The sequence below is a fragment of the Clostridioides sp. ZZV15-6597 genome (assembly GCF_020657815.1).
Classification (GTDB): domain Bacteria; phylum Bacillota; class Clostridia; order Peptostreptococcales; family Peptostreptococcaceae; genus Clostridioides.
This window is the reverse complement of sequence record NZ_JAGWCT010000049.1, coordinates 16,724-28,709: the sequence shown is the minus strand read 5'-3', so window position 1 is coordinate 28,709 and position 11,986 is coordinate 16,724. Positions and strand designations below refer to the sequence as shown.

At 28.7% G+C, this 11,986-nt stretch carries 12 protein-coding genes and 1 other annotated feature; of the genes, 10 read left to right on the top strand and 2 right to left on the bottom strand.

Annotated elements, in window-relative coordinates:
* Positions 1 to 101: 101 nt before the first annotated feature.
* A complete protein-coding gene (locus tag KGF52_RS12150; protein ID WP_227840358.1) occupies positions 102 to 1,142 on the bottom strand; it encodes a PTS sugar transporter subunit IIC in 1,041 nt (346 codons plus the stop codon).
* Between the two features lie 359 nt (positions 1,143 to 1,501).
* On the opposite strand from KGF52_RS12150, the gene KGF52_RS12145 reads away from it, so the two are divergent.
* From KGF52_RS12145 to KGF52_RS12105, 9 genes are all read left to right on the top strand, one after another.
* Positions 1,502 to 2,137 carry an HlyD family efflux transporter periplasmic adaptor subunit gene (locus tag KGF52_RS12145; RefSeq protein WP_227829150.1) on the top strand — a complete coding sequence of 212 codons (636 nt, stop codon included), beginning with the start codon at positions 1,502 to 1,504 and terminating at the stop codon, positions 2,135 to 2,137.
* Positions 2,138 to 2,146: 9 nt separating this feature from the next.
* Positions 2,147 to 2,851: a YggS family pyridoxal phosphate-dependent enzyme gene (locus KGF52_RS12140; protein WP_227840357.1), complete on the top strand. Its 705-nt coding sequence runs from the start codon at positions 2,147 to 2,149 to the stop codon at positions 2,849 to 2,851.
* A gap of 39 nt (positions 2,852 to 2,890) precedes the next feature.
* Positions 2,891 to 3,349 carry a cell division protein SepF gene (locus KGF52_RS12135; RefSeq protein WP_227829148.1) on the top strand — a complete coding sequence of 153 codons (459 nt, stop codon included), beginning with the start codon at positions 2,891 to 2,893 and terminating at the stop codon, positions 3,347 to 3,349.
* An 18-nt stretch (positions 3,350 to 3,367) separates the two neighbouring features.
* Positions 3,368 to 3,625: a YggT family protein gene (locus KGF52_RS12130; protein WP_054274603.1), complete on the top strand. Its 258-nt coding sequence runs from the start codon at positions 3,368 to 3,370 to the stop codon at positions 3,623 to 3,625.
* A 9-nt stretch (positions 3,626 to 3,634) separates the two neighbouring features.
* The gene (locus KGF52_RS12125) at positions 3,635 to 4,420 is read left to right on the top strand and encodes a YlmH/Sll1252 family protein (RefSeq protein ID WP_227840356.1); all 786 of its coding nucleotides are present in this window, start codon (positions 3,635 to 3,637) and stop codon (positions 4,418 to 4,420) included.
* Positions 4,421 to 4,454: 34 nt separating this feature from the next.
* Positions 4,455 to 4,982 carry a DivIVA domain-containing protein gene (locus KGF52_RS12120; protein ID WP_227432447.1) on the top strand — a complete coding sequence of 176 codons (528 nt, stop codon included), beginning with the start codon at positions 4,455 to 4,457 and terminating at the stop codon, positions 4,980 to 4,982.
* A 173-nt stretch (positions 4,983 to 5,155) separates the two neighbouring features.
* Positions 5,156 to 5,388, top strand: a binding site (T-box leader).
* An 89-nt stretch (positions 5,389 to 5,477) separates the two neighbouring features.
* The gene (gene ileS, locus KGF52_RS12115; protein ID WP_227840355.1) at positions 5,478 to 8,585 is read left to right on the top strand and encodes an isoleucine--tRNA ligase; all 3,108 of its coding nucleotides are present in this window, start codon (positions 5,478 to 5,480) and stop codon (positions 8,583 to 8,585) included.
* Between the two features lie 326 nt (positions 8,586 to 8,911).
* The gene (locus KGF52_RS12110; protein ID WP_227829145.1) at positions 8,912 to 9,784 is read left to right on the top strand and encodes a YitT family protein; all 873 of its coding nucleotides are present in this window, start codon (positions 8,912 to 8,914) and stop codon (positions 9,782 to 9,784) included.
* Between the two features lie 111 nt (positions 9,785 to 9,895).
* Complete coding sequence (locus KGF52_RS12105) at positions 9,896 to 10,168, top strand: hypothetical protein (RefSeq protein ID WP_227829144.1); 273 nt, start codon at positions 9,896 to 9,898, stop codon at positions 10,166 to 10,168.
* A 144-nt stretch (positions 10,169 to 10,312) separates the two neighbouring features.
* On the opposite strand, the gene KGF52_RS12100 is transcribed toward KGF52_RS12105, so the two are convergent.
* Positions 10,313 to 10,885, bottom strand: coding sequence for a TetR/AcrR family transcriptional regulator (locus KGF52_RS12100; protein ID WP_227482887.1), 573 nt, complete (start codon positions 10,883 to 10,885; stop codon positions 10,313 to 10,315).
* A 184-nt stretch (positions 10,886 to 11,069) separates the two neighbouring features.
* Between KGF52_RS12100 and KGF52_RS12095 the strand changes: the two genes are divergently transcribed.
* A complete protein-coding gene (locus KGF52_RS12095) occupies positions 11,070 to 11,912 on the top strand; it encodes a DegV family protein (protein ID WP_227829142.1) in 843 nt (280 codons plus the stop codon).
* The last annotated feature ends 74 nt before the right edge of the window (positions 11,913 to 11,986 follow it).

Sequence of the window (11,986 nt, the reverse complement as noted above, 5' to 3'; positions counted from 1 at the left end):
ATCATAAACAAATATAAAAATAAAACGCTTGCAATTAATAAAATTGCCTACAATATAAAACTCTATCATTTAAAATATTAATTTATAAATCTTATTGTTTTTTAAGCAATTTCTTCTTCTATATCAGTACCACGTATTTCACCAGCAGTAAGAACTTTAAAAGTACTGAATATTTTTGAGCCTAAAAATCCTGCGACTACATTAAATAAGGCACACAATCCAGCTGTTATAAGTACTTGATTAACTGGATTATAGGCAAACATTATAGCAAATCCAGCTACAGGTGTAGCTGTACCTGGTGTCATATTTACAAGCCCCATCAAAGCTACAACGATACCAGAAAAAGCGCCTCCAAAGAAATTAGTACAATATATAGGTATTGGATTTGCCGAAATTATATCTGATTGAGTCAGTGGTTCAATAGCGACAGATATAATATCTTTTTTAGATCCTAACTTCAATCTTGCAAATAGTGTTGAGTTCATAAAAGCTGAACCAAAAGCACCTAATGCTCCTATTGCCATAGGAAGACCAGTAAGACCAATTATAGATGTAAGCGCCATTGAACTAAGTGGAGATGTACCAACTACTGTTATTAAGCCTCCTAATATAATTCCCATCACTATAGGACTAATATTAGTAGCCTCTATTAAAACTTGTCCAATTTGTAGTAGTGTACTATTAACTAATGGGTCTACATTTGATGCTATAAGACGAGATAGTGGTGCACATAGAAGGATTACAACTACTAAATCCACTCCAGGTGGTACCTTTTTCTCTATAAACTTAATCAAGAAAGAAACAAAGTACCCAGCAACGAATCCAGATAATATAGAAAAATCTAAACACGATAATCCTATTAGAACTGCATAAACTGGAGATACACCAAGAGCTAAAGGTACAAGTATAGCAGCAGCAACTCCACCAAGGCTACCATTAGCGGCTCCAACACTTCTAAAAAATTCCATACCTAAAACGTCGCCAAGTAAAGAAAGGTTGAATGCCTCGACTAAGAAAGTAGCACAAGCAGCACTTGCAAGAGCTCCCATAGCTTTCATACCATATGGAGCTTTGTAACTAAAAATTGTGAAACAACATAGAACCAATAAAAGTAAACCTGTTCCTAATAAAATTTCTGACATAAGAAAATCCTCCTTGTATTTTTTTTAGGACATAAACTTTTGTTTATGATAACGTTATCCTAATGTGTAAATAATTAACTAATTAATGACAACAGAACAAAAGTAATTTTAAATTTTAATTGGTTTTATATTGTATCTAAAAATAAAAATAACTATAAAAGTATATAAAGCAAGTTTAAAATGTAAGTTAAACTTATACTTTATAAGATAATTATATATAAATAATACAATCTTGTATAGGAAGATTGATAAAAAATAAATTTAATATGAAAAAAAACAATTATTATCATATAAAAAAGGAATAAACCTTTTTTAGAAGAAGTATTTATAATGAAAGTAATTTTATAGGGGGAGAGTATTTGAAAAAGGTTAAATATACCAGATTAGTGATACTTGGTATTCTTATATATTTAGTGTTTAATATCTTAGTAATGATTATTAGTAAGAATGTAGATACAGTAGTATTAAAATCTGAAGTAGTCGATGCAAAAATTAGTACGGAAGGTACTCTAGAAAAAGACTTTAATGACCAGAGTAGTTTTTTATCAATATATGTTGATAAAGAAGATTCTAAAAGCTTTAAAAAAAATCAAGATGTCATAATTGAATATAACAAACAAAAAATAGATGCAAAAGTTTACAAAATATATAAAAATAATAATAAAATAATGGTAAAATTAAAAATAAGTAACCAAATTATTGGAAATCAGGATACAAGTGTCGAAGAATTTGATATAATATATAATCAGATGGAATGTTTAAAAATACCTAAAACTTCTATAAAAACAAAAGACAATAAACGTGGTGTATATGTAATTGATGAACAATCACAAAGTGTAAAATTTGTCATACTAGAAGGGATAACTTATGAAAATGAATCTTCTGTATTTGTGGATTATTATAAAAATGACATAAATGGAGTTAAAAGTGTTAATCTATATGACAAAATAATTTTAAGACCTAACAGAATAAACACAAATATAAGGATAAAGTAGGTGATAATAATGGGTTCTGTTAAAGAGAATTTATCTAAAGTAAGAAGTAAAATTGATGAAGCCGCAAAAAAAGTAAATAGAGATAGTAAAGAGATTACTCTTTTAGCAGTTACAAAAACTGTTGATGTAGATTTAGTTAGTGAAGCAATGGAAGAAGGAATTACTTCTGTTGGTGAAAATAAACCTCAAGAATTAGCTAGAAAGTATGATATTATAGGTGACAAACTAAATTGGCATTTAATAGGAACTTTGCAAACAAATAAAGTTAAGTACATAATAGATAAAGTCTGTATGATACATTCTTTAGATAGAATCGCGTTATGCGAGGAAATTCAAAAACGGGCTGAGCAAATAAATAGAGAAATAGATTGTTTAGTACAAGTGAATATATCTAAAGAAGAATCTAAACATGGACTTGACAAAGGAGAAGTTATAGATTTTGTCAAAGAAGTGTCAGAAAAATATAAAAATATAAAAATAAAAGGTCTAATGACAATGGCACCTTTTGTAGCAGATGAAGATGAAATAAGAGGTGTATTTAAAGGTCTTAAAGATTTATCAATACAAATAAAAGAATTAAACATATCTAATGTAGGTATGGATGTTTTATCAATGGGAATGAGTCACGATTATGAAATTGCTATAGAGGAAGGGGCTACCATTGTTAGAGTTGGAACATCAATCTTTGGAGAAAGAAATTACAATAAAAAATAATTACTCAAATCTGAATAAATTCTAAGGAGGAAGTTAATAATGTCAAATGGAATAATATCTAAATTTAAGAACTGGATAGTTGATGAAGATGAAGATTATATTGAAGATGAATATGAAAGTGGTATGGACGATATAGTTCAAGAGGAAGAAATAAATGGAGGATTTAGTGCTGCAAAAGCAAATAAAATTGTAAATTTACATACAACTTCTCAAATGAAGGTTGTAATAGTTGAACCTAAAGTTTATGATGAAGCTGCAACTATAGCAGACCATCTAAAACAAAGAAGGGCAGTTATAGTGAATTTGGAAGGATTGACTAATTCTGAAGTTCGTAAATCTATATTTAATTTTATGAATGGAGCGGTTTATGTTTTAGATGGAAGTATACAAAAGGTTTCTAAGTCAATATTTATACTAGCTCCTAATAATGTAGATATAGATGCAAATATGAAAAAAGAATTAGAAAGCAAAGCATTCTTCCCTTGGCAAAATAAATAGTAAAAAGGCGGTTAATGTATGGGAACAATAAGAATTGCACTGTATTATCTTTTAGACATAATAGCATGGATGATAGTTATAAAAAGCTTGATGACTTGGTTTCCAAATGGAAGACAAAGCAAAATTTTTGAGATTTTAGAAAATCTTACAGAGCCAATAGAAGGTCCAATAAGGTCTATAATGTACAAATACACAAATGGGCCGATAGATTTTTCTCCTTTAATTGCAATAGTATTATTGATGTTCCTAAGACAATTAGTATTGGTTATATTCTAAGGTGATAACATGGACAAATTGAAATTGACAAATCACATAAAGGATATAGACTTGAAAAATAAAATGTTTAAAGTAATAGACAAGGCTAATAGTTGTATAAAAAACTATGATGTTAAGTCTACTGAGTTTCTTAATCCATATGAAGTGAGAAATGTTGTAGATATATTAAATTCTACTAATGAAATAAAATACAGTGTGGATGGAGGTTACGAACAAGCTGAAAGAAGCACTGTATTTATTTATCCATTTTACATGGAATATGAGGATATAGAAGATACTCTTAGATTTTTACAGATAGAAGGAAATTTTAAATTTAAAAGTATATCTCATAAAGATTATTTAGGAGCAATTTTGAATCTAGGTATAAAAAGAGAAAAAATTGGAGATATAATTATACATGATAGTTTTTGTCAAGTAGTTGTAAGTAGTGATATTTGTGATTTTATAATCATAAATTTAGAGAAAGTTTCAAGAAATAATGTAATTGTAAAGGAAATTTCCAGAGAAAATATTGTTAATAGTTCTTCAAAATATAAGGAAGTATCATTTACAGTATCTTCAGATAGGTTAGATTGTATCATAAGTAGTCTTTACAATATATCTAGGCAAGATAGTGCAAAATACATAAATGGAGAAAAAGTCCATGTCAATTATGAAAAGATAACTTCAACTTCTAAAATAATTAAAAATGATGATTTAATTTCTATTAGAGGTAAAGGAAGAGCTAAAGTAACACAAATAGGAGATATTACTAAAAAAGGAAGAATAAAAGTTCAAGCAAAATTAATTGTATAAGGACTAATTAAAATTATAGCTGGGAGGAAATGTAATGCTAACTCCAATTGAGATAGAAAATAAAGAGTTTAAAAAAGGTTTAAGAGGTTATAGAGATGAAGAAGTTGATGAGTTTTTAGATATCATCAAAGAAGATTATGAATCTCTGTGTAGAGAAAATACAGCTCTTAAAGAAAAATTAGGATTATATCAAGACCAAGTAAACAAATATGAAAATATTGAAGAAACACTAAAAGCTACTTTAATAACTGCTCAAAGTGCAGCAGAAGACACTTGTAGTGCAGCAAATAAAAAAGCTAAGATAATCGTTGAAGAAGCAGATTTAAAAGCTAGACAAATTATAGAACAAGCTAATAATCGTGTTATAGAGATAAGAAAAGAGTACGATGCTTTAGTTAAAGAATTTAAGATATTTAGAAATAAATTTAAATCATTGTTAGAAGATGAAATAAGAAGTGTCGATGAGATTTTTTATGATGTAGATGAAAAATGTGTAAATGCATTTGAAGGTACATCAGTGTATAATTATAGTAATGATGAAGCTGCTACAACTTTAGAATAAACAATAATTTTACTGGATTTTAGGTAGAATTATTGTATAAGTTTGAGAATACTATAACAAAAACTAAAAATAGGATAAAAATACAAGAAAAATATAAATTATTATATTTTTCAAAAATATATTGACTATTCAAATTATTTGTTATAGAATTTCATATAAACACAGAAAAATTTTTAAAAGCGTTGATAGAGACAATTATCTTTAGATAATTTTACAGAGAATTGGGTATGCTGAGAACCAAGGAATTTATAAAGATGAGAATCACTCTTGAGCTGCAGGCTGAACGATTAAACTTTATTAAGCTGTGCCGGTTAGTGCCGTTATACTATTAGAGTGTTATATGTGAGTATTGTTAAGTTCACATATAGAATTAGGGTGGTAACGCGATTGATAACTCGTCCCTTTGTTTAAAGGGGACGGGTTTTTTATTATTCAAATTTATGTAAAAGAATAAAAACTTTGGAATTATAATAACTGTAAGAAAGGGTGATTTATATGGCAAAATTTAAGCCATTGGTGGACAGTTCTGTAAAACAAGCAGAAGCACAAGTTTTTGACTATTGGAAAGACATAGATATACTTGAAAAAACTCTAGAAAAAGGTAAAGGCGACCCAAGTTTTGTATTTTATGAAGGACCTCCAACAGCTAATGGAAATCCTGGAGTACATCATGTTTTATCTAGAACACTTAAAGATTCTGTTTGTAGATATAAGACAATGTCTGGTTATCAAGTAAAGAGAAAAGCTGGTTGGGATACACACGGATTACCAGTTGAAATACAAGTAGAAAAAGAATTAGGTCTTACTAGCAAGCAACAAATAGAAGAATATGGAATAGCTGAATTTAACCAAAAATGTAGAGAGTCAGTTTTCTCATTTGAAAAACAATGGAGAATAATGACTGAGAGAATGGCTTATGAAGTTGACTTAGATAATCCATATATAACTTTAGATAATAACTATATAGAATCTGTATGGTGGATACTTAATAAATTCAATAAAGAAGGATATATCTATGAAGGGCATAAAATACTTCCTTATTGCCCAAGATGTGGAACTGGTCTTGCTAGTCATGAGGTTGCACAAGGATATAAAGAAGTAAAGACAAATACAGTTGTAGCTAAATTTAAGAAAAAAGATGCTAATGAATACTTCTTAGCATGGACGACTACTCCATGGACTTTACCATCAAATGTTTCATTAACAGTAAATGCTGATGTTGATTACTTAAAAGTTAAAAAAGGTGATGAGGTATATTATGTATCTAAACCTTTAGCTAATAAAGTATTAGGTGAAGACTATGAAGTTTTAGAAGAAATGAAAGGTAAAGATTTAGAAGGATTAGAATATGAACAGTTAATGCCTTTTGTAGAAGTTGATAAAAAAGCATTTTTCATTACAGTAGGAGATTATGTAACTACTGAAGATGGTACTGGAATAGTTCATACAGCACCAGCATTTGGTGAAGATGACTATAATACAGGTAAAAGATACGATTTACCAGTTGTACAGCCAGTAGATGAAACTGGTAAATTTACAGCTACTCCTTGGGAAGGTAGATTTGTAATGGAAGATGGGCTAGATGTTGAAATAATAAAATGGCTAGCTTCTGAAAATAAACTATATAGTAAGGAAAAAGTAGTTCATAATTATCCACATTGTTGGAGATGCCAAACTCCACTTGTGTACTATGCAAAACCAAGCTGGTATATAGAAATGACTAAGCTTAAAGATAAATTAATAGAAAATAATAATGGTGTAAAATGGTTCCCAAGCTTTGTAGGTGAAAAGAGATTTGGAAACTGGTTAGAAAATCTAAATGACTGGGCAATATCAAGAACTAGATATTGGGGAACTCCACTTCCTATATGGAGATGTGAATGTGGCCATACAGATTCAGTTGGTTCAAGAGCAGAATTAGCTGAAAAAGCTGTAGAAGATGTAAACCCAGAAACTGTAGAACTTCACAGACCATATGTAGATGATATACACTTAAAGTGTGAAAAATGTGGAAAACCAATGACAAGAGTAACAGAAGTTATAGACTGCTGGTTTGATAGTGGAGCTATGCCATTTGCACAACACCACTATCCATTTGAAAACAAAGAAAACTTTGATAAACTATTCCCAGCTGATTATATATCAGAAGGTATAGACCAAACTAGAGGTTGGTTCTACTCATTACTTGCAGTATCAACATTTGTATTAGGAAAAGCACCATATAAGAGTGTCTTAGTTCCAGACCTTGTACTCGATAAAGATGGAAAGAAAATGAGTAAATCAAGAGGAAATACAGTAAATCCTATGCAGTTGTTTGACCAATACGGAGCAGATGCACTAAGATGGTATTTACTATATGTTTCTCCACCATGGACTCCAACTAAATTTGATATGGATGGATTAAAAGAAATCCAAAGTAAATTTATAGGTACTATGAAGAATGTATATAACTTCTTTACTTTATATGCAAATACAGATGATATAAATCCAACTGAATTCTTTGTAGAATACAAAGATAGACCAGAACTTGACAGATGGATACTATCTAAATTCAATAATTTAATGAAAGATGTAGAAGAAAACTTAGAGATATTTGAATTAAATAAAACTTTAAGAATGATACAAGATTTCATAAATGATGATTTATCTAACTGGTATATAAGACGTTCAAGAAGAAGATTCTGGGCAACTGAATTAACAGAAGATAAAAAAGCTGTATACAATACAACTTATGAATTATTACATGGACTTTGCAGAGCTATAGCACCATTTGCTCCATATATGTCAGAAGAAATGTATAGAAATCTAACTGGAGAAGTATCTGTTCATTTAGCAGAATATCCTAAGTTTAATGAGAGTCTAGTTGATACTAAATTAGAAGAAAAAATGGATTTAGCTAAGAATCTAGTTACTTTAGGTAGAGCTTCAAGAGAAGTTGAGAGAATAAAAGTTCGTCAACCATTGCAAAAAGTATTAGTAGATGGTAAGTTTGAAGATACAATAAGTGATGTAGTTGACTTAATAAAAGAAGAACTTAATGTTAAAGAAGTAGTATTTGCTAAAGATTTGGATGAATATATGAACTTTAGCTTAAAACCAAACTTTAAAGAAGCAGGACCAGTATTAGGTGCTAAGATGAACTTATTTGTAGGAGCATTAAATAAATTAAATGCACATGAAACTGCTAATAAACTTGAAAATGGTGAAACTTTAACAGTTGACTTAAATGGTGAAGCTTTTGAGTTTAATAAAGATTTAGTATTAATAGGTATAACTGCTAAAGAAGGATTTAATGTATCTGTTGAAAATAATCTTTTCGTTATATTAGATACTAAATTAACTGATGAGTTAATTGATGAAGGATATGCTAGAGAATTTATATCTAAAGTACAACAATTGAGAAAATCTAGCAATTTTGAAGTATTAGACAACATAGTAATAGATTACTGTGGTGATGATGAAATTGCTAAGGCTGTTGAGCATTTTAATGAATACATCAAGTCTGAGACTTTAGCTTTAGAAATAAATAGAGTGGATGATAAATCTTTAGAAGAACAAAACTTAAATGACCATATGACAGGTATAAAAGTTACAAGAAAATAAAAAATAATAAGTTGTTAATTAAGAGCCCTATAGAAATTTATTTGTAAATTTCTATAGGGCTTTTTTTAAAAAGATAGTTTATTTCTTTATTTAATTAATTGCTTTAGTAGACTAATAATTAAATGTTTTAATATTCCAAAATTTACAATAAATAAATTTATATAAATCATATAAATTATTTATAGCATATGATAAAATGTTAGTGAATAAACGTTTAAGTGAGGATGAATAATATTTTAGAGTTAGCTACTTCTGGTAAATTTATTTTTGAATTTATTGTGCATTATGCAGGGTAGTTTATTTATTATGCAAAGGGGTGCGTTTTGATGTATGGTGAAAGCAAAAAACTAAGTATTGATAATAACATATTTTTGCAATATGGTCTTATTATATTGGGAATGATTTTATCAACCATAGGAATAAATTTATATCTAGCACCAGCCAAGTTGTTAAGTGGAGGAGTAGCTGGAATTTGTGTTATATTATATAAGTTATTTGGTATAAATCAGGGATTATCTAGTTTTTTGATGAACATACCGATATTTATTATAGCTAAAAAGTATTTTGATAATAAATTTTTGTTAATAAGTTTTGTCAATATGTTGCTATTTTCTGTTGCACTTGGGGTAACACAAGATATTGCTAAATATTTTCCTATAAATGATACTATGCTGCAGTGTATTTATGGTGGTGTTTTAACTGGTATAGGTATGGGGTTAACATTTAAAGCAAGAGCTACTGCTGGAGGGCTTGATATAATAGCAGCTATAATGAAAAGAAAGTATGATATACCAATGAAAAATACATTTTTATTTATTAATTTTTTTGTAGTATGTGCAGGAGCATTTTTATTTGGAGCAAAATTGGTAATGTACACTCTAATTACTATGTATATAATTTCTTTTACAATGGATATAGCAAAAGATTGCTTCGATAGAAAAAAATCTATACTCTTAATATCAAATAGATATGAAGAAATATCAAAAGTAATAATGAATAAGATGGGTAGAGGCGTAACTTTTTTAGAAGCAGAAGGAGCGTATACGCAGAATAAGAAAAAAATGATTTACTGTATCATATCTGCAAATGAAGTAGGTAAATTTAAGGATTTAATTTATGATATGGATAGTGAAGCTTTTATTTCTGTAAACAATGTAGAAGAAGTAAAAGGTGGAGGTTTTAAAGATAAATTTCTATAAGATAGAAGTGTTAAAAAATACCATATATCTTGTTATTGTACCTAGTTAGATGTATACTGTAACTAATGGGGCACATGAAGTGCTCAATAATATACTAGGAGGTATAATAATATGTTAAGAGAGAGATTTGTAGTAAGAAATCATCATAATCCACATGCAAATGGATGCTGTGGAACTGGAGGAGAAGGCTGTTGTGGAGGAGATAGCAATCAACATTCACATGAACATTCTCACAGTCATGGGCATGAACATGAGCACGTAAACGGTGTAGGGCATGACCATAATCATGATGATGGATTTTCAGGGACTCATGAGCATGGGCATGAACACACACATACACATGGGCATGAACATTTAGATGGGCATACACATCAACATAAATAGAAATATTTTAAATTAATAAAATGATTTTTATTTTGTGATTCCATGAAGGTTTAAATAAAAATTATTCATAGAAAATAAAAAAGTGAACTGTTTAAAGTAAAAAACTTTAATGGTTCACTTTTATTAATTATTAAAATATTGAGTTTAAATCCAATGATTAACTAAAAAAGAAGCGATATTTTCATAAGGCATTTTTTCTGTTTTTAACAAGCTTTGGACAACCAAACCATCAACTATAGACATAAGTAAAAAAGAAAAAGATTCAGCATCCTGTTCATTTTCATCACCACTATATTTTTCAAGAGATTCAATAATTTCAGATTTAAGGGTAGTTCGCCATTCAATATATTTTAATCTCATTCTTTCTTTCAAATCATCATTTGAAGTAATAGCCTCACAAATAAGATACATATGTACTCTACCACGACTTTCTATAGTAGATATTTTTTCTAGTATTAAGTTGACCATTTCTATTTGAGAATTTTTGGATTTGACATTTTTTACACAGTTTAATATAGCACTAGTTATAACTTCTAAATGAGTATCAGCAATGTCATATATAATATCATTTTTAGATGAGTAGTGATAATACAATGTACCCTTACTTATATTCACATCTTTTGCAATATCAGCAAGACTAGTATTTTGAACTCCATTTTTTGCTATTAAATTAGTAGCAGATAATAAAATAGCCTGTTTCATATTATTTGTTTTCATAAAACCTACCTTTCTATGTATATTTATAACAAATTAATAACATTATAAGCTTATAGAAAATTATTGTCAATAAAGCAAGAATCTATATCTATTGACTTTTTTTAATTCAAAATATAAAATAATAATTAAATCGGTCGTACGACCGACTGAATAAACAAAAACAATATATTATAGTGAGGTTAATATGGATAAAATAAAATTGATAGTAGACAGTGCATGTGACTTACCTAATCATATAATAGAGAAATACAATATTGAAGTTATTGGTTTAAATGTATCTTTTGGAGAAGAGAGCTATATATCTGGGAAGGAAATAGATAATGAAACTTTCTACAGAAAAATGGATGAAAGTAAATTATTGCCAAAAACATCATGTCCTTCACCAGATAAGTTTTTAGAGGCATATCAATGTGAAGAGGAAAGTATATTAGTAATTAATATAAGTTCAGGATTATCTGGAACTTATAATAGTGCACTTTTGGCAAAAGATATGTTCGAAAAAGAAGGAAATAATAAAAAAATCGAAATTATAGATTCACTTAGTGGGTCAATTGGCATAGGACAATTAATATTAAAAGCGGCAATATTAATAAAAGAAGGAAAAGAACTTGAAGAAATTGTTTCAATAATAGATAGATATAAAGACAATCCACCATTTTATGGAACTCTGGAGACGCTAGAAAACGCTATCAAAGGAGGGAGAATAAATCCAATAGCAGGAAAAATTATAAATACATTAAATTTTAAGGCTATAATACAAGTTGCAGATGGGATTGTAACTCCAATAGATAAGGCAAGAGGTGAAGGGAATAGCTTGAAAAAACTGATTCAGTTAGTAGAATCAAAAATTATAGATAAAGAAGATAAGGTTTTATTTATAGGACATGCTAACTGCCCTGAAAAGGCTCAAAAAGTAAGAGAAGCTATGGAAAAGGATGTTAAATATAAAGATGTTGTAATCTGTGAAGTTGGTTCAGTAATGGGAACATATACTTCAAAAGGTGCAATTTTGATAACTGCAATATAAATAATAAATTAAAAAGTTAAAGCTGTATAAAAATGAATAAAGTCATTTTTATACAGCTTATTTTGATGTTACTA

Bases quoted from the DNA above. Each gene is read 5' to 3' on its own strand.
- KGF52_RS12105 (WP_227829144.1), top strand. From the start codon at position 9,896: ATGTTAAGAGAGAGATTTGTAGTAAGAAATCATCATAATCCACATGCA.
- KGF52_RS12135 (WP_227829148.1), top strand. From the start codon at position 2,891: ATGTCAAATGGAATAATATCTAAATTTAAGAACTGGATAGTTGATGAA.
- KGF52_RS12130 (WP_054274603.1), top strand. From the start codon at position 3,368: ATGGGAACAATAAGAATTGCACTGTATTATCTTTTAGACATAATAGCA.
- KGF52_RS12150 (WP_227840358.1), bottom strand. From the start codon at position 1,142: ATGTCAGAAATTTTATTAGGAACAGGTTTACTTTTATTGGTTCTATGT.
- KGF52_RS12095 (WP_227829142.1), top strand. From the start codon at position 11,070: ATGGATAAAATAAAATTGATAGTAGACAGTGCATGTGACTTACCTAAT.
- KGF52_RS12120 (WP_227432447.1), top strand. From the start codon at position 4,455: ATGCTAACTCCAATTGAGATAGAAAATAAAGAGTTTAAAAAAGGTTTA.
- KGF52_RS12140 (WP_227840357.1), top strand. From the start codon at position 2,147: ATGGGTTCTGTTAAAGAGAATTTATCTAAAGTAAGAAGTAAAATTGAT.
- KGF52_RS12125 (WP_227840356.1), top strand. From the start codon at position 3,635: ATGGACAAATTGAAATTGACAAATCACATAAAGGATATAGACTTGAAA.
- KGF52_RS12110 (WP_227829145.1), top strand. From the start codon at position 8,912: ATGTATGGTGAAAGCAAAAAACTAAGTATTGATAATAACATATTTTTG.
- KGF52_RS12100 (WP_227482887.1), bottom strand. From the start codon at position 10,885: ATGAAAACAAATAATATGAAACAGGCTATTTTATTATCTGCTACTAAT.
- ileS (WP_227840355.1), top strand. From the start codon at position 5,478: ATGGCAAAATTTAAGCCATTGGTGGACAGTTCTGTAAAACAAGCAGAA.